General features: G+C 44.3%; 20 protein-coding genes. 8 read left to right on the forward strand and 12 right to left on the reverse strand.

Translation table 11 applies throughout. From position 1 onward, the window contains the following. Window positions 1–11 precede the first annotated feature (11 nt). On the reverse strand, window positions 12–1,937 hold the full coding sequence (locus HMPREF1492_RS05105; RefSeq protein WP_035436599.1) for a prolipoprotein diacylglyceryl transferase: 1,926 nt from the start codon (window positions 1,935–1,937) through the stop codon (window positions 12–14). 189 nt (window positions 1,938–2,126) lie between these two features. Here HMPREF1492_RS05105 and HMPREF1492_RS05110 point away from each other — a divergent pair, with 189 nt between their 5' ends. Together HMPREF1492_RS05110 and HMPREF1492_RS05115 are read left to right on the forward strand one after the other, a co-directional pair. Continuing rightward, window positions 2,127–3,107 (forward strand): helix-turn-helix transcriptional regulator, encoded by a 981-nt coding sequence (locus HMPREF1492_RS05110; RefSeq protein WP_035436601.1) that lies wholly within the window; start codon window positions 2,127–2,129, stop codon window positions 3,105–3,107. Next, the gene (locus HMPREF1492_RS05115; RefSeq protein ID WP_035436603.1) at window positions 3,097–4,083 is read left to right on the forward strand and encodes a helix-turn-helix transcriptional regulator; all 987 of its coding nucleotides are present in this window, start codon (window positions 3,097–3,099) and stop codon (window positions 4,081–4,083) included. The genes HMPREF1492_RS05110 and HMPREF1492_RS05115 overlap by 11 nt, the downstream gene beginning before the upstream one ends. 24 nt (window positions 4,084–4,107) lie before the next feature. Here HMPREF1492_RS05115 and HMPREF1492_RS05120 read toward each other — a convergent pair whose 3' ends face one another. Beyond that, window positions 4,108–7,125 (reverse strand): helicase C-terminal domain-containing protein, encoded by a 3,018-nt coding sequence (locus HMPREF1492_RS05120; protein WP_035436605.1) that lies wholly within the window; start codon window positions 7,123–7,125, stop codon window positions 4,108–4,110. Between the two features lie 11 nt (window positions 7,126–7,136). Next, window positions 7,137–8,096, reverse strand: a complete 960-nt coding sequence (locus HMPREF1492_RS05125) for a D-alanine--D-alanine ligase family protein (RefSeq protein WP_035436608.1) — start codon at window positions 8,094–8,096, stop codon at window positions 7,137–7,139. 99 nt (window positions 8,097–8,195) lie between these two features. On the opposite strand from HMPREF1492_RS05125, the gene rlmN reads away from it, so the two are divergent. Further along, window positions 8,196–9,314, forward strand: coding sequence for a dual-specificity RNA methyltransferase RlmN (rlmN, locus tag HMPREF1492_RS05130; protein WP_035436610.1), 1,119 nt, complete (start codon window positions 8,196–8,198; stop codon window positions 9,312–9,314). 83 nt (window positions 9,315–9,397) lie between these two features. Here the strand turns inward: rlmN and HMPREF1492_RS05135 are convergent, their stop codons facing one another. The 9 genes from HMPREF1492_RS05135 to rpmH form a co-directional block, all read right to left on the reverse strand. Next, a complete protein-coding gene (locus HMPREF1492_RS05135) occupies window positions 9,398–9,637 on the reverse strand; it encodes a hypothetical protein (RefSeq protein ID WP_035436612.1) in 240 nt (79 codons plus the stop codon). Next, window positions 9,637–10,497, reverse strand: a complete 861-nt coding sequence (locus HMPREF1492_RS05140) for a ParB/RepB/Spo0J family partition protein (RefSeq protein ID WP_035436614.1) — start codon at window positions 10,495–10,497, stop codon at window positions 9,637–9,639. Before HMPREF1492_RS05140 ends, HMPREF1492_RS05135 begins: the two co-directional genes overlap by 1 nt. Next, entirely contained in the window at window positions 10,490–11,290 is an 801-nt protein-coding gene (locus HMPREF1492_RS05145) for a ParA family protein (protein WP_035431397.1), read from the reverse strand. The genes HMPREF1492_RS05140 and HMPREF1492_RS05145 overlap by 8 nt, the downstream gene beginning before the upstream one ends. 63 nt (window positions 11,291–11,353) lie before the next feature. Then, window positions 11,354–12,112 carry a 16S rRNA (guanine(527)-N(7))-methyltransferase RsmG gene (rsmG, locus tag HMPREF1492_RS05150; protein WP_035431395.1) on the reverse strand — a complete coding sequence of 253 codons (759 nt, stop codon included), beginning with the start codon at window positions 12,110–12,112 and terminating at the stop codon, window positions 11,354–11,356. A 103-nt stretch (window positions 12,113–12,215) separates the two neighbouring features. Beyond that, a complete protein-coding gene (locus HMPREF1492_RS05155) occupies window positions 12,216–12,800 on the reverse strand; it encodes a Jag family protein (protein WP_035427134.1) in 585 nt (194 codons plus the stop codon). 89 nt (window positions 12,801–12,889) lie between these two features. Next, window positions 12,890–13,648 carry a YidC/Oxa1 family membrane protein insertase gene (locus HMPREF1492_RS05160; protein ID WP_035427133.1) on the reverse strand — a complete coding sequence of 253 codons (759 nt, stop codon included), beginning with the start codon at window positions 13,646–13,648 and terminating at the stop codon, window positions 12,890–12,892. Window positions 13,649–13,668: 20 nt separating this feature from the next. After that, window positions 13,669–13,905, reverse strand: a complete 237-nt coding sequence (yidD, locus tag HMPREF1492_RS07435) for a membrane protein insertion efficiency factor YidD (protein ID WP_084054989.1) — start codon at window positions 13,903–13,905, stop codon at window positions 13,669–13,671. Beyond that, entirely contained in the window at window positions 13,902–14,225 is a 324-nt protein-coding gene (rnpA, locus tag HMPREF1492_RS05165) for a ribonuclease P protein component (protein ID WP_035431391.1), read from the reverse strand. The genes yidD and rnpA overlap by 4 nt, the downstream gene beginning before the upstream one ends. A gap of 11 nt (window positions 14,226–14,236) precedes the next feature. After that, window positions 14,237–14,371: a 50S ribosomal protein L34 gene (gene rpmH, locus HMPREF1492_RS05170; RefSeq protein WP_003148884.1), complete on the reverse strand. Its 135-nt coding sequence runs from the start codon at window positions 14,369–14,371 to the stop codon at window positions 14,237–14,239. 362 nt (window positions 14,372–14,733) lie between these two features. On the opposite strand from rpmH, the gene HMPREF1492_RS05175 reads away from it, so the two are divergent. The 5 genes from HMPREF1492_RS05175 to HMPREF1492_RS05195 all read left to right on the forward strand — a co-directional run bounded on the left by HMPREF1492_RS05175 (window position 14,734) and on the right by HMPREF1492_RS05195 (window position 20,180). Next, window positions 14,734–15,600 carry an ATP-binding protein gene (locus tag HMPREF1492_RS05175; RefSeq protein ID WP_035436616.1) on the forward strand — a complete coding sequence of 289 codons (867 nt, stop codon included), beginning with the start codon at window positions 14,734–14,736 and terminating at the stop codon, window positions 15,598–15,600. 83 nt (window positions 15,601–15,683) lie between these two features. Beyond that, window positions 15,684–17,213 (forward strand): chromosomal replication initiator protein DnaA, encoded by a 1,530-nt coding sequence (dnaA, locus tag HMPREF1492_RS05180; protein WP_035436618.1) that lies wholly within the window; start codon window positions 15,684–15,686, stop codon window positions 17,211–17,213. A gap of 233 nt (window positions 17,214–17,446) precedes the next feature. Next, window positions 17,447–18,547, forward strand: a complete 1,101-nt coding sequence (gene dnaN, locus HMPREF1492_RS05185) for a DNA polymerase III subunit beta (RefSeq protein ID WP_035436620.1) — start codon at window positions 17,447–17,449, stop codon at window positions 18,545–18,547. Window positions 18,548–18,562: 15 nt separating this feature from the next. Further along, complete coding sequence (gene recF, locus HMPREF1492_RS05190; RefSeq protein ID WP_035436622.1) at window positions 18,563–19,654, forward strand: DNA replication/repair protein RecF; 1,092 nt, start codon at window positions 18,563–18,565, stop codon at window positions 19,652–19,654. Continuing rightward, the gene (locus HMPREF1492_RS05195) at window positions 19,647–20,180 is read left to right on the forward strand and encodes a hypothetical protein (RefSeq protein ID WP_051479410.1); all 534 of its coding nucleotides are present in this window, start codon (window positions 19,647–19,649) and stop codon (window positions 20,178–20,180) included. The genes recF and HMPREF1492_RS05195 overlap by 8 nt, the downstream gene beginning before the upstream one ends. Window positions 20,181–20,289: the final 109 nt, after the last annotated feature.

Genomic DNA, 20,289 nt, shown 5'->3' on the forward strand with positions numbered 1-20,289 from the left:
TTCTTGTTCGTTTATGAGCGTCTAATAAGCTCAGTAACAAGAGCTGCAGCATCAGCACACTGACCAGCATTAACGTTCTCGCGAATATCGGCAGCGGTGCGGCTAAGCGTAGGAAGTCCATCCTCATTCAAGCCCATCAAGGTAACAGAACGAACTGAATTCTGCATTGCAGGAGTTGCATCAGTGGTGTCCCAGTCAAATGCACGCTGCTCAACATCAATATGAAGATCAGTTGCAATAGTAGAAAGGAGTCGAGTCATTCTACGGTCAGCGCGGCGAACGTTGCCAATTCCCTCATTCTTAAGAATGGAGAGCGTACCAGCACCAACACAATCAAGGTTAATGAGAAAAGCACCGCGAATATCAGTTCTATGCTTTGCGAGGAACTCCCTCATGCCTGCGTGATCAAAGTCAGATGCTCCAAGCGCAACAAACCAAATGTCATGTGCAATGAGTTCGTCATCAGAGAGAGATAGAACAGCATTACGAAGATCATCCTCAGAGACAACAGATGCATCCTCAGAGTCAGCATCTTCACGATTCTCTGCAGATGGAGCTGCTCCGCCCTTCCAGTCATCTGATGGTCCGTCGTTACGACCGAAGAGTCTAAAGGAACGGCGCTTTGCCTCAGGAGTCTTTGCGTCCTGTGCCTCTGTGAGACCCTCATCAGCCGAAATGGTGTCGAATGGGCTCTCTTCGTCTTCTACCTCTGGAGAAGGTGCAGATGTTGGAGCTGGAACATAGTGAGGAGCTGGCTCAGAAGATGGAGCCAGTGGATCAACGGCGTCGCCAGAAGGATCAGGGAGATCAAAGAGGGATGCCCGACGAGCAAAATCGTTCTTAGCATGGAGCTCATGTGTTGCTTCAGGCTGTACCTGCGTTGCATCTGCATCAGCGGACTCGTGAACCTGCTTCATAGTTGCATTGAGCTCATCGTCAACAGAATCATACGCAACGGTGTTGTCAGCAGAGGCATCCTCAGTCTGCTCTTCTTCTGTTGTTGCATTTACAGCCTCTGCAACATCCTCGAGAGATGCAGTCTGGCTTGCACCAGTAGTGTCATAAGCAACGTAGCTTACTTCGCAATCCTCAGGAAGAATGCCCAGTGAATTAAGAACTTCCTCGCCGTGGCGGACGCCTTCCACCTCATCAGGCTCTGGGATAAGTGCAGCTGCATCTCCTGCAAAATGATGAACAACCTCGGGTCGATGACCAGTAGGACGGACATTCTCGAGAATACCAAGAAGTGCTGCAACTGAAGACTTGTTGTTGTTTGCGCCAATAGTGCAAGGTGCAAAACGCTCTGCAATAGTTGCGACAGAAAGAGCAACAAGTGGAAGAGCTGCAAGAATACCAACAATCCAGAAAAGGACACGAACTGGATCAGGAAGGAAACGAAGAATCTGAACAAACGTAGCAACAAACACGGCAACTACACACCAACGCGCATACCTCTGTACAAGTGGTACGTACTTTGCTACAGGAGACTCAACAAGGAAGTTTGTATGTGGAGAGTCATAGTGAGCAACAATTACGATTGGACGATTGCCTTTTGCGACAAGCTCACCAGTGGCTTCGTGTTTAGCAACAACGTTCTGGCTTCTAATAGAAGATCCAAATGAGCCAAGAATGTCATTACCAAAATACTTGAGACACGTAAGTGCGCCAAAACCAGCGACAAGCAGAACGCCAAAAGCAATGAGTGCTGCATTACCAGTGCCTGCAAAAATAACGCCAATGAAGAGGAGGATTAGATAGATTGAGTAGCCAAGACTCTTAATAGACTTAGCGTCAAATTCTTCAATGGTTGCCTCAAGCCCGTGAAGTTTCATTTCTTCAGCAATGGTTTGAGCAGCCTGAAGCTCCTCTTGGCTACCGGCAGGAGCAATATCAATCTGCTCGTCTAGATAGTCAACATAGTCATGTGTGATGGCCATACTACGTCCTTCGTTGGCATGTCTTCTGACAGGTTTCATATATACGTCATTAGTATACGTCTTATATCGAAATATAGCGGTTAAAGTGTATTTTTACGTCCAAATTTAGAAATTCTGCACTAAATATCAAAAACTTTCGTATATGTTTAGAGAGATTTGAGTTCAACTAGCAAAAAGCGGGAGGTGGATATGGCTCCAAACAATCAAACTCTAGGTAATAATGAACTTGGTGCCTGGAGGATTTTCTCGCTATTTATGCTGCTAATTCAAAAGGGACCTCTACCCTCGGCAGAAATATATGCAGCGATTTACTCAGATTTATCTACCGATTCTGCTTTAAGAACTTTTTCAAGAGATCGCACTGTTTTGAAACAGCTTGGATTTGCAATTACAGAGGTAAAAACGGGAAAAGAAAAGTCATTCTATCTTTCGGACTCGAATTTCTTTAATTCCTCGTACGACTTAAGCCCTGAAGATGCCAATCAGCTGCTTGTAATCTGCAGTGCAATTCTCACTGACGCAACGTTTGTATACCAAGAGGAATTGAGAAACGCGCTCTCTAAAATTGTGGGTAACTTTTATTCCTTGGACTCAGGTAAGTCAGACAGCCAAAAACTCAGCGCTTCTTCCCAAAACAAAGTCTTTCCTGTTCTATACGAATCACTCAGCTCTAAACAACTGGTAAACATCACCTACACAAACTCACAGGACCTAGTTAAGCAAAAACATCTGGGCGTGCTGGACTTCTTTGTTTCACAGGGACTTCTATACTTTGTGGCCCAAGATTTTTCATCCGGTACTGAGAGCGCTTCCATCAAAACTTTTCGCGTTGACCGTGTTTTAGATGCCGCGATTCTTAAAAATGAGTCCTTCTCCATACCAGAAGAGTTTGATTCAAAAGACTATAAACTCCTTGATTTCCAGCTCGGATTGCAAGCAGACACGCTTACCGCGTTTGTCCCCAAAAATATACTCGCTGCTTTTGAACATTTCTCGCAAGGTCAAGGGGATGTTGAGCTCCTCTCTAATGGCGCTTTGTGGACCGTTACTTACGCTCATGAAGACACCGCTTTATCTTGGATTCTTGCTCATGGATTAATTCCAAGGTCTCCAGAGTCTCTTCTCGCAAAGTGGAAAGAGTCTTTAAGCGAGGTTGCCAATGGCTGTTAAAAACACCTCTTTTGGAAGAAAAAACATATCGTCAGCTGTCTATAAGCTCATACTGCTTGCTTCTGCATTGAGGGAGTCTTTTGACGCAGTTGAGCTAAGCGCGGTTCAGTCACGATTTGCCATCTCCTCTGAAGAGGCTGCTATTCTGATGGAGCTTTTGCAGCTCACGGACGAGAATGGCTATCTTCCCCTCCCCCTTACGGGAGACCAAGATACTCTGACACTTGTTGGAGAGTCTCCCTTTACTGCTCGCAGGCTTGTCTTAACGGATGAAGAAACCTTGGCACTTAAAGAGGCTTTTACCGCTCTCGCTTTGCCCCAAGAAAGTGTATTTTGGAGCCTCTTGAAGCCTCCATATACAAAAAGCTCTTCACCGGACGGGTCTTCGGTCTCTCTTGTCTCCAAAAGTCACTCTAAAGAAGTAGATGCGTTCCTCACCTGCTCAAATGCAATTGCAGAATCACAAGTTATTTCATTCGACTATCGCTCTGAGGCGTCTGTTGCAGAAGCTCGCGGTGATAGAGATACTGCAATTAGCCAGAGAGAGGTTCTTCCCTATAAGCTGTCATACGGAGAAAATGGGTGGCTTATCGAGGGGGTTGATTTAAACCTAGAGCAGCAAAGGGTCTTTAGGGTCAATCGAATGAGCTGCATTGAAACGCAATCCGCTTCATTTGAGCACAGAAAGCTTGCGGAACGCGTGCAAGATTCTGCTATGCAAGAAAAGTCTCAGCTGGTAGAGCTTACCTTCTTTGATAAAACCGCTCTTACGCACTATTCGTGGCCGGGACTTAAAACAGTTGGAAGCCAGCGCAATGCTGTAGAAATTAAAGCAACTATCCCCTACTACGGCGGAACATGGCTGCTACAGCGGTTGCTTGCCCTTAAGGGAAAAGTAACAACCAAAGACAAGGCCGTGATGCACGCAATGCGCACTTACGCTGCGTCTTTGCTTGCTGCAGAAGAGCAGCTCTAAGCCAATCAGGTGATTGCAGCCCTGCTACGCGTCGTGTTCTTCTCGCCACTTGGCAATTTGCTCGGAGATGTCCTTTGTGCAAACACGCTGGTAGTTCTTGTTAGGCAGCGATTTTAAGAACGAGCTGCCATATCGCTTGGACACCAGTCTGGAATCGGCAAGCACCAAAACGCCCTTATCCTCAGCGCTTCTAATAAGGCGACCAGCAGCCTGCTTTGTTGCAATTACCGCCTCTGGCAGAGAATAACGCCACCACGCACGATCTTCTCGCGCTTCACGCTCTTTGACCAGCGGTTCATTAGGGCTTGCAAACGGAAGCTTAGGAATTACTACGCACCTAAGCGTGTCTCCCGCAGCATCAAAGCCTTCCCAGAACGATTTAAGAGCAAACAGCGAGAGGTTCTTTTCGGCTAGGAACTTTTCACGAACACGACGTGCAGAAGAAGAGCGCTCCTGGCAGACAAGATTAAGGCCCTGCTCACTCAAGCGTGGCTCCAACGCTTCATAGAGGCGCTCCATATCGCGTCTGTTGGTAAAGAGCGTCAGCACTGAGCCACCCATCTGAACATGAACGTCGTATAGCAGCTTTTCCAGAGCGTCTAGGTAACCTGGATCAGTTGGTGCAGGCATGTCTTCGGCCACAAAGGCAGCCATATGATTCTCGTAGTCAAAGCTTGACTCTAAGTGCAGACTCTTGTGTTCAAAGGCGCCTCTATCCAGGCCAACAGCGTGCTCAAAATGCGAGAAATCATCTCCAACAGCAATGGTCGCCGAGGTAAACACAACGGAGTGCGTCTCAGGAAGCCACTTCTCTGCCAGCTCTGCACCAATATCAAGCTTCTCAGCCACAAGAGCCTCAGAGCCAATATCACGCTTCAGTCGAGTCAACTTTGCTGAATAGACATAACTCTTGTCCGTTCCCTCGCAAATGAGCTTCAGAGACTCCAAAAGGGTGCTCAAGAACACCCCCGCCTCGCTCAAGTTGCTTGCAAGGTTTGGAGCTGATGCAATGAGTGCCTCGGTGGTTTTTCCTATACGAAGCGTTGCTTCTTCAAGAGCAGAAAGAGCAACGGAAGCGGTCTCCAAGACCTCTTTCCATTCCTCTGTCTCTCTTACCTCATCGTTAATCCAAAGCTGAAGGGAGTTATAGCCGCCGTCGCTTTTGGCCAATGGAGCCAGCTCATGCACGGTGGCCATAAGGTTGCCCATTGCTGCCATGGCTCGCTGAACTGCGGCAGCAGAGCGCGTGAGAAGACCGGTGAGCAGCGTAGAGTCCTCAAGATTAGCGGCGCCTACCATAGCAGCATGAATGGCTCCGGACTTAATTCCACCAAGCAGCTCAAAGCCGTTTCTCATCTCTTTGGCAGAAATTTCTACTGCCCACTGATGGCGAGCTTCAGCCTCAAAGCCATGAGCCTCGTCAATCACCCAATGTCTGATAGGTGGCAGAATTTTTCCGTCAGCAGCAACGTTTCTCAGTAACAGAGAGTGATTGGTTACCACAACATCCGAAGATCCCGCACGTTTACGAGCTCCATGAACAAAGCACTCATGAGGGTAATACGGACACTTAGAGCGCAGGCACTCCGCTGCTTTGATAGTTACCATCTCTCGTGGAACCGAGCGCCAGCGAATCCCCAACGCATCCAAATCGCCATCAGCCGACTGGCACGCGTAGGCATAAATCACCGCAATTGCGGTCAGCATGTCAGACGCAACACTATTGCTCGAGCGCCCTTCCTGATCAAGCAGCGTCAGTGGAAGTTCCTCAAGAGCGGCCCTATCAACGCGATGCAGGCACGGATAGTGCTCGTATCCTTTTAAGCTGCAGAAGCTCAATCCGTTTGGCAACGCTCGTGCAAGAGCCGGAAGGTCATGAGCAACTAGCTGGTCAGTCAAGGCGTTTGTCTTTGTGGCAATGCCTACGGTAACGTCATTTTTCTGCGCAAAAAGCACCTCAGGCAGCAGGTATGCAATCGACTTGCCAATACCAGTCCCCGCCTCAAGCTCTCTATGCGAAGAAGTTACCAGCGCGTTTCTGACCTCAACGGACATGCTAACCTGCTCGTTGCGTGCCTCAAATTTGTCATACATCTGCGAGACAATGCCCGGTTTAGCAAACGCTCTGTGAATCTCGTCTTTGGAAATAGGCAGCATGGCAGGCGTCTCTGGGTCATCCGCGTCTCTTCTCGCCTTTGCTTTTATGTCAGCGACAAGCTGGCTGCGAATGTCCTTGAGCGAGAAAAACGTGCCCGAGATCTCTGCATCTGCAAGTTCGGCACCTGTTGCATCTTTCTTTGCGACACCGCGCTGAACTGCTTCTTCTTCCTTCATTTGCGACAAATACGAGAAGATTGGCCTAAACGTCCACTCCACTCCGTCGTGCATTGACGCCAGTTTGGCGAGAAGACCGCGAGGCAGATTCATAAGTCCCAAAAGCAAGATGCGCCACATGCCACAAAGAGCATCTACGTCGTCACTTGCGCGGTGCGTAACCTTCATAGTGCCAAACGCTTCTGCCATGCTGGAAAGCTTGTGTGAAGAAAGTCGAGGTAGCGCTATGCGTGAGAGCGACAGCGTATCGATCCAGGTATCGGAGACAGAAGTTCCGCCGGGCACCCGTTCAATAAACGTACGGTCAAAGGTGGCGTTGTGAGCCAAAACCGGAAGACCGCCGACAAATTCTGCAAGTGCAGCAACGGCTTCCTTTGCGCTTGGTGCGCCCTTAACGTCTTCATCGGTGATTGAAGTGAGAGCTGTAATCTCTTCTGGAATTGGACACCCTGGATCAACAAAAGTCTGAAAGCGCTCCACAATCTCTCTGCCACTCAATTTAACAGCAGAAATCTCAATAAGGGAGCATTTCTTAAAGGACAAACCTGTTGTCTCGGTATCCAAAACAACAATGTCGTCCTCTAAGACATCAAACGACTCATGCTCCGCCCTCTCTGCAAGTTCTAAATACTTCTTGCAAACCGCAGAGGGGGTACCTGGAAGAATGAGTTCTTCTAGTTTTTGCGTAGCGCTTTTAGTGCTGGTCATAACCTACAAATCTACTGGCGATCCTCAAGTGCAAACTCAATAAAGCGAGTGCAGAGCTCAGGGAAATCAATGCCGCCGGTACGTGCAGAATCAGGCAGCAAAGAACGGGCAGTCATACCAGGAATGGTATTTGTCTCCAGTACCACTGGGACGCCGTCCTTCGTAACAATAAAGTCACTACGAGAAACGCCGCGGCAACCAAGTGCATTGTGAGCCTTGATAGCTAGCTCCTGAGCACGTGCATATACTGCAGGCTCAAGACGAGCTGGAATCACATGGTGCAGGGATGCTGGCTCATATTTTGTCTTAATGCTGTAGAACTCATCGCCCGTAACAATCTCAACGATTGGCAGAGCTGTTGGGTCCTCGTTGCCAATAACAGGAACGGTAATCTCCGTTCCCTCAATGCTCTCCTCGATTAGGATGCGCTCGCCCTGCTCGCCTGCAAGTTCAAGTGCAGCGGGAAGCTCTTCTCGCGAAGTAACGCGCGTAACGCCGTAGCTGGAGCCGTTGCCAGAAGGCTTTACAAACATAGGGAGTCCGAGGTCCTCAATAAGCTTGTCTACCTGTTCATCTGTGAAGACGGTACCTGCAGCAACGTCAATTCCCTTAGGAGTTGGAACGCCTGCCTGCCTATACATGAGCTTCGACAGCTCTTTTTCGGTTCCCATAGCAGACGCAAGGACGCCAGAAAACGTGTAAGGAATGTGCAGAATCTCGAGAAGACCCTGGATGCAACCATCCTCACCAAAGCGGCCGTGCATAGCAACGTACACGACATCATAACCGCCCTGAGCAAGGGTAACTACAAAGTCTTTTTCTGCAACATCAAGCAGGTCAACACTGGTAAAGCCAGCTTCTTTAAGTGCTGCTGCACACTGCTTGCCAGACTCCATTGCAATCTCATGCTCGTCTGACCAGCCACCTGAAACAACTGCTACATGAAGCTTTTTTAGCTCTTCACGTGTCATTTCCGCTCCTTCAGATAAGTCTCCCATAGGGTAAACTCTAGTAAACGTATTTCTTCTAAGATACCGCAGATAGCTTAGAAGAGTTGGAGAAGGACAAAAATGCAATCAAATAATACTCTTGACGGCACAAACACCACGGCTGACGGCGCAGACATCTCCGCGCTTGATTCTCGCCCACAGAAGGCTGCCGTCAAATCTGACCTCAGAAGCCTTTCATCAGAGCAAATTCTTGAACTGGTGGCCTCCCTTGGCCAGCCAAAATTCCGCGCAAAGCAGATTGAGGAGTGGATCTGGTCTAAAGGCGCTACCTCTTTTGATCAGATGAGTAATCTTCCAAAAACGCTGCGAGAAGAGCTATCTAAGCAGGTATCGCTTGCTGGTGCTGAACAAATTGTTCGCCAGGTCTCTGAAGACGGAAGCCGTAAATACCTGCTTCGCTACCCTGATGGTACTTCTGTCGAGTGCGTTGGCATGCCAACCGGCAATAAGCTTTCGGTCTGTGCTTCTACACAGGCTGGCTGCGCCATGGGCTGTGCTTTCTGTGCAACAGGCGCTGCTGGTCTCACCCGTTCTCTTTCTGCGAGCGAGATTTACGAGCAGGTTATGCACGTCCGCGACGATTTTGACGCGCGCGTTACCAGCGTTGTTCTTATGGGACAGGGCGAGCCCTTCATGAACTACGACGCTACTCTTGCGGCAATGAGACGTCTTAACTCCCCTGACGGAGCTGGCATTGGTGCACGCCATATTACGGTTTCTACCTGCGGTGTTATACCTATGATTAAGCGTTTTGCCTCTGAACCAGAGCAATTTACACTTGCTGTTTCGCTTCACTCTGCGGTACAAAAGACGCGAGACGCCCTCATGCCAGGAGTTCGTAAATACTCACTGATTCACCTGTATGACATTATGGGTGAGTATGTCGATAAGACCGGTCGTCGTCCAACGTATGAATATGCGCTGATCAAAGGCGTTAACGATTCTGACAATGAGCTTGGAGCTTTGAGAGACTTCTGTCGAGGAACGCTCTGCCACGTTAACATCATTCAGCTTAACGAGATTGAGGGCTCTAAGTTCCATCCAACATCCCCTGCCCGCGCACAGGAGTTTGTAAACAGCCTCAACTCTGTTGGCGTTGAAGCAACCATCCGTCTTTCTCGTGGATCTGACATTGATGCTGCTTGTGGACAGCTCTTCCAGAAGAGAAACGCACGTTAAACGCGATATACCCTACACATTACAGGTAAAGAAGGGACCCTCTCGAGTCCCTTCTTTTTTAGTTCATATATAGAACATTTGTTCTAATTAATTGCTTTGAGCCATTCTTTTTCTACTCTCGCTTGATGAGAGAGAATGTTTTTTGAAGTTTTTCTATCAATACCACCTGAATAATCGTCGAGAATTGCATCAAGTGCCCTTCTCGACCTTCTCATTGCGTGGAGAAAACTTCTTTGTGCTTCTTTAGTCAACAAGGTGTGCTTAGCGAGAAAAGCTATTCCAATCAATGAAACTGTGGATATAATTGCAAATTTTATCTTCATTATGCTTCTTTACCGTTTGATAGTTTTTCAACTAAAGCAGCAAGCTCTTCCTCATCATTGAATTCGATTTCGATTTTATTCTTGCCGCGAACATTTCGCACTTTGACTGGAGTATCCAAAGCAATTCTTAATTGCCTTGCCGCACGCTTATATGCCTGTGGAGTTGGTTGTCTTTTTGGTTTCTCTACAGTAGTGACAGAAAATAGTGGAGCAAGGTTTTCTGTCTGGCGGACAGACAAGTTCTCTTCAATCACTTTCTGAGCAAGTTTAATTCTTCCTTCTTTGCCACTAACGGAAAGAATTGCACGAGCATGTCCAGCACTAATACGTCCTTCTACCATCAAAGTCTGCACCTCAGTTGGAAGGTCAAGAAGGCGTAGGGTATTTGTGATTGCAGATCTTGATTTTGAGAGAACCTTGGCCAAATCGTCTTGAGTTAAGTTCTCCTGTTTAATTAACTGCTTATAACCTTGTGCTTCTTCGATTGGGCTTAAGTCAGATCTCTGCAAATTCTCAATAAGAGCAAGCTTGAATACTTCCTCGTCAGAAATTGCTTTGATTACAACAGGTACTTCCTCTAATTTTGCAAGTTTTGCAGCCTGGAAACGTCTCTCACCAGCAACAATTTCGTAGTGGTCGCCCTTCTCGCGAACAAGAAGTGGCTGAAGAATACCGTTTTGCTTAATAGAATCACTGAGTTCAGTGAGCTCAGCTTCGTCAAAATGCTTGCGAGGCTGGTCTTTATTCGGCTTAATCTTCTTCAAAGGCAGCGTGGTAGTTTCTTTTTTATTACCGACCTCTGCATCCACCTCACTAAAGAGCGAATTAAGGCCTTTACCAAGTCCTGATTTTTTAACCACGACGATTCACTTCCTTTGCAAGTTTGTTATATGCAAGTGCGCCCATACTTATTCGTGCATACATGGTTACCGGCAAACCATGACTTGGTGCCTCAGCAATTTTGACGTTTCTTGGAATAAGTGTCTTGAATACCTTGTTACCAAAGTAGTTAGATACTTCATTAACTACCTGCTTAGAAAGGGAAGTTCTGCTATCAAACATGGTCATTACTACACCAAAGATATCAAGATCCGGATTGAGCTGTTTTTGAACCATCTTCATTGATTCAACAATCTTAGTTACGCCCTCTAGTGCATAATATTCGCACTGAATTGGGATAAGAATGCTGTTTGCTGCGACTAAAGCATTAATTGTTAAAAGACCTAGTGATGGTGGGCAATCAATCAAAATGTAGTCAAAATAGTCTTTAACCTGGTCAATTGCCTGCTTTAATATGTTTTCTCTTGATTTCACGGAAACGAGTTCAATTTCTGCACCAGCAAGTTGAATGGTAGCAGGAGCAATAGTCACGTATTTCTGAACTGTTTGTTGTAATACGTCTTCAAGTGGCGTTTCGTTGAGGATAACATCATAGATATCTGCTTCTAGTTCCTCTTTATCAATTCCAAATCCACTTGTTGCATTACCTTGTGGGTCAAAATCGATAATTAGAACCTTCTTTTTTGTTTCTCCAAGTGCTGCTGCAAGATTTATTACGGTAGTTGATTTTCCAACTCCGCCTTTTTGATTAATTACAGCAAGTACTTTAGGATCTCTATCTTGAAATCCCCTCGAAAGGTCTTTGTAGCTCATTTATCCTCCGTTTGACCAAGTTTATTTAATAATACAGAATGTTTCACGTGAAACATTCCACAATTAGTCTCTTCTTGCAACAAACGGATTTGATTTAGCCATTCCTGTTTTTCTCGGTAGTTTAATTTTGCTTTTTGCAACTTTTTTATAAAGAAGAATTTCGCGATGACCAAGATCGTTTGGCAATTCAAATGTTTCACGTGAAACATTTTCATACCCAAAAATTTTGGCTGCCTGAGAGGCGTCCTGAAGCTCTATCTCATCAACGTTGGCCTTCATTACTATGAGGGTACCCTGTGGAGCTAAGAAAGGCTCTGCGTACTCCAAAAGAATATTTGTCTTTGCAACTGCTCTGAAAGTAACAAAATCAAACTTCTGCTTATAGTCGTTTGGAATTTCTTCAGCTCGAAGCTTTTCAGCTCTTATTCTCACACCAAGACCAATCTCATCAATCATTGACTGTACGGCACTGATCTTTTTTCCAATTGAATCAACAAGCAATGTTTTGTTATCGCTCATGATTGCAAGAGGCAGTCCAGGGAAGCCTCCACCGGTACCAATATCAATATAGTTTTGAGCCTCAGATATAAACTCATTACATACTTTGAGTGGTAATAAAGAATCAAGAATATGAAGAACCAGTGCATCATCAATTGAAGTGATTCTTGTGAGATTGAGGTTTTTATTAATCTCGATGAGCAATTCAATATGCTTGAGGAGTTGTCTTCTTTGGGTCTCAGTTGAATTGATTCCATAGGTAAGGAGAAGTTCCTTAAGTACATTCTCTTTTGAATCGTATAACGACTTCTCTGATTCAGACATTGCTTCTCCTGTGACAAAACTTCTTGTAACAAGAAGAATTGTCACAAAAAAAGAGGAAGGCGTAAACCTTCCTCATCAAATTAGTAAAGCTTGTTAAAAATTCTTAGCTGTTAATAGCTGTAACAACAACGCGACGGTATGGATCATCGCCCTCAGAGTGAGTTGTAACTTCAAGATTATCTCGAAGTGCAATGTGAATGATACGACGCTCATAGCCACTCATTGGAGCAAGAGAAACCTTACCAGTCTTCTTAGCACGAGCAGCAGCAGAGAGCGCCATCTCCTGAAGCTTATTACGGCGGCGGCTCTTGTAGCTTTCTACATCAACAGATACTGGATAGTGGAAGTGAAGCTTAGCGCTCATCAAAGACGAAAGAACCATCTGAAGAGCCTCAAGCGTATTACCGTGACGACCAATGAGAATTGCAAGATCGCCGCCGGTTACATCAAGAATAAGCTCTCCATCTTCACCATCATACTCATCAATTGCACAGCTGTTCTCGCCAAAGAAGGAGAGAAGCTCTCTTAGATAAAAGACAGCGGTATCAGCAATCTTATTCATCTCAGCATCAGTAAGCTGAATTCCAGCTTCAAAATGCTCTCGAATTGAAACAAACTCGTCTTGTGAATCAACGACAGGAGACTCATTAAGAGCGTTTGGCTCAGAAACGAAAGTCTCATCCTCCATGTCGTCCTCCAGTCAATATAAAAAGTTTAACTATTAATCTACCGTAAAAATTTTTTGTAAACAAAAGTTATTTTGTTTAAGCCCAGCTACTAAGCCTTTTTGTGAGGGCGTGGCTTCTTTTCTTTTCTCACCACGTCAACCTCGATTGGCTTATTAGCCATCTGAGCCTCAGCCTTAAGCTTCTCTTTTTCCATAATGCGCTTGGTAATAAGCTGCTGCTGAGCAAGCTGCCAAATACCAGAAGTAACGTAGTAGAGAAGAACAGCTGCTGGCACAGTCCAACCAAACCAGAGCATCATGAGGGTCATCATGCCACCCATCATGTACTGCTGGGTTCGCTGCTCACCAGAGCTTGTACGAGCATTTACTGCCATAGAAAGGAAGGTTGTAAGACCAAATAGAAGAACAAAAATTATGTAAGGGATAGCAGCAACAAGGCCATCAACAGCAAAAATGTCTGACGTTGCTCGTGCGATAGAAGGAAGAATGTTGTAGAAACGAGAGTCTACCGGAACCATCTTTGCAACGGTAAAGAGTGCAATAAAGATAGGGGACTGCAGAAGCAGAGGAAGACAACCACCGAGTGGATTGAAGTTAATCTCTGCGTAAAGCTTGCGCATTTCTTCGTTCTGTCTTACTGGATCATCAGCATAGCGCTCCTGGATTTCTTTGAGCTTTGGCTGAACAACGCTCATACGAGCCATAGAGGCCGTCTGCTTGTTGGTCATTGGAACCAGGATAATACGGATGATGATGGTAAGCAGGATAACTGCCATACCCCAGTCTCCCGAGAATGATTGAAGTCCCGCTAAGACTGTGTATAGAAAGTTAACAATCCAATCCCACATATTTCCTCCGGTGCGTTCCTTTACGGAACGGGATCGTATCCTCCCTTATGAAAAGGGTGACAGCGAGCAATACGCTTAAGAGCAAGCCAACTTCCCTTTTTAACACCATACTTTTGTATGGCCTGAACTGCATATTCGGAGCAAGTGGGCCGATAAATACAGTGAGGCTTAAAAAGGGGAGAAATGTTTCTTTGATAGAAACGAATAGCACCTAGGAACAAGTTTGCGAAAAAAGAATCATGTCTTTTCTCGCTCATTTGACCCCTGTCTTTCTTAACAAAGCATCCAAAGAAACGCTTATATCAGCAGGATTAGTGCTGTGTGTATCTTTAGTCGCAAAGAGAATAATGCCGTATCCCTCAACAGGTAAACCGCTCTTTCGAGCTGCTTCGCGCAGAACGCGTTTACACCTGTTTCTAAATACGGCGTTACCTAATCTTTTTGGAGCTACAAAGGCTACCTCGGAAGGATGTGCCTCAGTGGATGGTGCTACTCGTATACGAAGAACAGAACTTTGAGCCCTCTTCCCCGCAGAGAAGACCCTTTCAAACTCTGAACGAGATTTAATGGTCTTCACAGAAACATTCCTTAGACGGTGAGGCGCTTACGGCCCTTAAGGCGGCGACGAGCGAGAACGGCACGACCATTCTTAGTTGCCATACGTGCACGGAAACCGTGGGTAGTTGCGCGCTTGCGCTTATTTGGCTGGTAGGTACGCTTCATAGCTATTTCCTCCCGAACGGGTACAGTATCGATTAAAAAGCCTACAGATTGTACTCGCGTTTATGGTTACCTGTCAAATTTTCTACGCAAATACCTCAACTTTTTCTCTTTTTTATTCAAAAATCTAGCGAGAAAACCTTTCATTTTGAAAATTTCACTTGTGATAAGTGAAGAAATTTGTTGAAAGGAATATTTCTGCAAGCTGAAATATGTCCGTTAAATGCTACTATCATTCAGTACGTCTTTCACAAAGATATAAAGTTATCTACAGATGTTTAACACTTGTTGAAAACTTTCATTTATCGTGAAAGAAAACGAAAAGTTTTCTTCATTTGTTTAACAATTGTTGAAAAGGAGGTGTCATGGCAAGAGATTTCTTTCCTTTTGTTGAGGAAAACACAAACCAGAATGAAAAAGACGCTGGTTCTGATAATTCTCTCACCGTCCGTTATGCTGCACGTATTGCAGTGTATGACGATAAAGCCGCAGCACCTCGTGTTGTTCTCGTAGAACCAAAAAACGTTCGATCTTATCTTGATGAAATTGCAGCTACCGTTAACCAGCTTGCTCACGAGCAGGGTGGAAAAATTCCTTTTATGGTTATGCGTGAGATTGTGGAAAATTTCATTCACGCCCGTTTTGTAGCGCCTACAATTTCAATCATGGATAATGGAAATACCATTAGGTTTTCAGACCAGGGACCTGGTATTAAAGAGAAAAATCGAGCTCTTGAGTTTGGTACTTCTTCTGCAACAGAAGAGATGAAATCGTTTATTAGAGGCGTTGGTTTTGGCCTTCCTTATGCTCAACAATACATGGTTGAGAAGGGTGGAAGTCTTACCCTCGAAGACAATATCTCTGGCGGAACCATTGTTACTTTGTCAACACGCCGCTCTAAAGATGCACACATTCAGACGCTTCCAACTCAAGAAGAAGCTGAAGAATTACCTGTAAATCAGAACCAACAGGCAGTTTTGCATGCTCAGCAGGCCGTATCTCAACAGCCAGCTGCACAGCTTCCTAATCTGATACTTACAGATCGAGCAAAACAAGTTCTTCAATACCTTTCTGAACATGAATGGGTTGGAGCAACAGAGTTAACAAGTACCTATGGACTTTCAACACCAACGTGGTCAAGAGAATTAAAATCGCTGTTAAACATAGGAATAATCGGAAAATTTGGGCAGAAATATAAGCTCACTACTATTGGAGAAACTCTCCTTTCATAGAGTTTCTCAACATTATTCGATGAAAGTTATCAACATTCCTCTATACTAGGTGTCCCAATTTTCAACATTTTGATTGGACACGTATGGATGCATCAATTGATTCAGACGCAGTAGCTCTGTGGCAAGACGCAATTGACCTCTTGGTTGAAGAAAATCAGCCAGAGGCTTTTATCGCTATGTTGAGAACCTGCACTCCAATTAAAGTTGAAGATAACGCACTGTGTGCTGAAACACCAATGCGCTTGGCATATAACCGTATCCTTAAAAATCTACCGATTGTTGAGAGATGCCTTTCAGCAGCAGCCTTTGAAGACATTATTTTGAGCCTTACTCTTACAAAGTCTTCTACCCCTGTTACCACTACTTCCACAATGACTCCTCAAGAGTTCAATGCTTGGAAGCAAACAACTGCTCCTATACGAGCAGTTGTTCCAGAGCAGATTCAAGATTTTGAATCCCAGGAGCAAAGCCTTGAAGAATTAAAACAACAGACCTTAAAACGTCGTAAGAGTAATCCTCTTTATGAAGAGACATCTTTCAATTCAAACCTCACGTTTGATCGCTTTGTTGTTGGTGACGAGAATGAGCTTGCGCATCAACATGCATTAAATGTTGCAAACGACGCAAAAGGTAAGGCAAACCCGCTGTTTATTTACGGTGCAAGTGGTCTTGGAAAAACTCACCTTCTACGCGCGGTTCAAAACTACATCAACTCTGAAGATATCGAACGCGTTTGTGTTTACAAAGATGCAGATGCCTTTGTTGATGACTACGTAAATGCAGTTCGTAAAAACGCGTCAGGAAACGCCGCAACAGAGCTTAGTAATAACTACCAAAACATTGATGTTCTTATCATCGATGACGTCCAAAAACTTGCTGGTAAAGCAGGTACTATTAATTTCTTCTTCAATATTTTTAACTCTCTTATTGATAGAGGTAAGCAGATTATTCTTGCCGCAGATAGAACACCTGCTCAGCTTGGTATGGGATCTGACGGCTTTGATGATCGTATTACTTCTCGTATGAGTGGTGGCATCGTTATTGGTATTGAGTCTCCAAGCTACGAGATGAAGCTCAATCTTATTCATGTCTTCTGCGACCGTGCGTTTAAAGAAAGAAATTCTTCTCTTTCTGCAGACGATTTGCCAGAGGACATCCGTCGCTACATGGCTGACAAGGCCGGTCAAAGTATTAGAACACTTGAGGGCTTCTGTAATCGCTGTGTAACTGGTCAGATTAAAGCAAAAGAATCTGGCACAAATATTAAACAGGAAGAAATCGATAAGATTGCAGACACGCTCTGGCGTCGCGTTTCAAAGACCGTAAATATCGAGAAGGTCCAAGAAGTTGTAGAAAATATCTATGGCATTAGTCATCGCGATATTGTTGGTAACAAAAGAAATAAAGAGATTGCAGAACCTCGTCACGTTGCAATTTATCTTGCTCACGACCTTTGCCAATACACACTGGTAAATATTGGTAAGCATTTTGGTGGAAGAAAACACGCAACTATTTTGCACAGCATTGAGGTAATAGAAGAAAGAATCAAAGAAGACAAAAGTTTCTATGATCAAATTTCTCAACTCAAGAAGACTATTCTTGAACAAAGTTAGTGTTTAAAACCTGTTAGTAAGATGTTAATTGGTGAAGAGAAGTAGTGGTTTGTTGTTGAGAGTTTAAGAGGGGGAGTTTTACTTTGTTTATGAATGTCAAAAATAAGCAAACAAATCTGACCTCTAGAAACATATTTCTACCTCTAGAAATGTAAAGCTTTCTTCTTTTCAACATAGCTTATTATTACTACGATATTTTTATTCTTATCTAAGAAATAATAGAAAGGGTCGTCATGAAATTTACCGTAAGTCAATCCGCTCTCCAGACGGCACTTGATATTGTTTCTAAGGGTATTGGTTCTAATACAACACTTCCTATTCTCTCTGGTATTTACCTCAAAGCATTTAATGGCATGCTTGAGTTACAATCCAGCGACTTAACTATTTCTATTAAGCATCAAATTGCAGCAAACGTAGAGGAAGAAGGAGAGACAGTTGTTTCTGGAAAGGTTATCCAGAACATTGTTAAAAATCTTCCTGATGCTGCAATTACTTTTGAAGGTGGAGAGCGCACACTTTCTGTAACATGTCAGCGTTCGTCTTTTAGACTTAATACTCTTTCTGCTCACGACTGGGCTCAGTTCCCAGAGTTTGATCTTGAGAAAACCTGTGAGCTCCCAAGCCAGCTTCTATCAACTATGGTCGATAAGGTGTATCGCGTAACTTCTAAGGAAGCTTCTCGTCCTATTCTTCAGGGAATTTCTCTTACTGTTGAGGACAACACTATTCGTCTTGTTGCTACTGACTCATTCCGTCTTGCTGTTTGTGATTCCAACACAGATACTCCAGCAGGTGAGTCTTTTACTGCAATTATCTCTGGTGAAGTGTTCCATGATGTTCTTTCCATGCGTAGCATGACTGAGAAGGTCTTGATTGGTACTACAGATAATCAGGTAGTCTTCCAGTTTGGAAACACCACTCACATCTCTCGTAAGATTGAAGGTCATTTCCCTGACTATAAGCAGCTACTTCCTACGTCTTGCACCGCGTCAGTTGATATCAACGTTGAAGATTTCTCTGCAGCCCTGAAGCGTGTCTCTGTTATTGCACTAGCAAATCCTTCAGTTCGTTTTGATGTTGACGCCGATGGTAAAGAAGTTAAGCTCTCTGCATCCTCACCAGATCAGGGTGAATCTTCCGAGCACATTGAAGCTCAGATTGAGGGAGATTCTCTTTCAATTGCTTTGAATTATCACTATGTCTTTGATTGTGTAAATGCTGCTCCTTCTAAGGATCTTCTGCGTCTTGAGCTTCAAGGTCCTTCTCAGCCAGCTATTTTCAAATCAAACGGCAGGGTTAACTACTTGTATCTTCTGATGCCTGTTCGCCTCTAATTTGATAGGGGTTGTGTGGGACTTAAAGTTGAACATGTTTCGCTGTATGACTTTCGTTGTTTTTCTTCGAAAGAAATAGATTTATCTGCACAAACTACTATTTTTGTAGGAAAGAACGCTGCAGGTAAGACAAATACTGTTGAAGCACTACAACTCCTTACTGCTGGATATTCATTTAGAAAGCCCACACCTTCACAACTCCTTCTTACAGGTACTTCTGAGGCAAAGATAGAAATTTCTCTTACAGGAGATGGAAGAAAGCTAGAAAATGCCTGCACCATTACAGAACGCCGCCGTCAATTTTTAAAGAATGGCAAGAAATGTCAGGCTGCAGATATTTCTGGAACACTGATGTCGGTACTTTTTAATCCCGATGACCTTTCAATGATTAAAGGTGGTGCATCGTATCGCCGAGAAGAATTTGATGACTTTGGCCGCCAGGCAAATAAAAGCTACTTCAAGGTCTTCTCGGCATATACCAAGACAGTTGGGCAAAGAAATAAGCTGCTTAAATCTGATTGGCCAGATGAAAACTTGCTTGATGCTTGGGATTTTTCACTTGCAAGAGGAGGGGCTACGCTTCTTCATGCACGAATTCATTTGTTTGAGCGCCTGTCAAAGAAGACATGTGAGATCTACCAGGAACTCTCTGGTGGAGAACACCTAGAAATGAACTATATTTCTTCAATTGGAGAGGTATCTCTTGAGGCCACTAGAGAAGAAATTACTGATCAATTCTTGAAGGCTTTAAGTGAAGCTCGCACGGATGATATTCGTCGTCAGCAAAGTACAAAAGGACCTCATCGAGACGACGTTGAGTTTTTAATTGAGGGTAAAGACGCTAGAAATTTTGGTTCTCAAGGTCAAATTAGAACTGTCGTTTTAGCACTTAAGATGGCAGAAGTTCTCCTTTCAGAAGAAATACTTGGTGAGAAACCCTTGCTGCTTTTAGATGATGTTATGAGTGAGCTTGATGAAGACCGCAGAAAAGCCATTATGGAATTTGCATTCCATGACATTCAGACAGTAATTACCACTACAAACCTTGGGTATTTCTCTGAAGAGGTTTTAGAAAAAGCGCAGATAGTTAGGTTTAGTGATGAATAATCAACAAGAAACACCTGCGCGCGGTGGCAATGAAAATGCAAAAGATTTAATGAGTTCTCTGCTTGGAACTTTCAGAGATTCTAAAAGCATGTCAAAAAATCGTCGTGCTTATCTTGCGTGGGTTGAAGCAAATGGTGAAAGAGAAACAGAACATACAACCGGCGTATTTGTTAGAGAAGTTGCTGGTAGAGAGTTCCCTGTGCTTACAGTCTATGTAGATAATCGTATGTGTATGATTGATTTTCTTGCACAAAGAGAAATTTATAGAGCCAGGCTCTCAGAGCAAGGCCTGGAGTTCTCAGACCTTGAATTTAAGCTGGACAAATACAATAGACATGCTGATAAAGAAGCCAACTCATCAGAAAAGCAAGCACAGGGCCAAAAAGAAGAGAAAAAAGATCTTCCAGAACTCACACCAGAAGAGAAATTACAAATTTCTGAGTTAGTTTCTGGACTTTCTGAGCCACTTAAGTCAACGGCTTATAAAGCGATTGAAGCAAGTTTTAGACAAAAAAAGAGTCTTTAGTCTAATCTGTCACTAATCTGTCCTTAAATCTCTTTACAGAGCCTCTCAGATACCAAATATTACTTTTTAAACAATGAAATTTCTCTGTGCCGAGTTGATTTTGGCGATT

The organism is Atopobium sp. BS2 (assembly GCF_000565075.1).
In the GTDB taxonomy this organism is placed as follows: Bacteria; Actinomycetota; Coriobacteriia; order Coriobacteriales; family Atopobiaceae; genus Lancefieldella.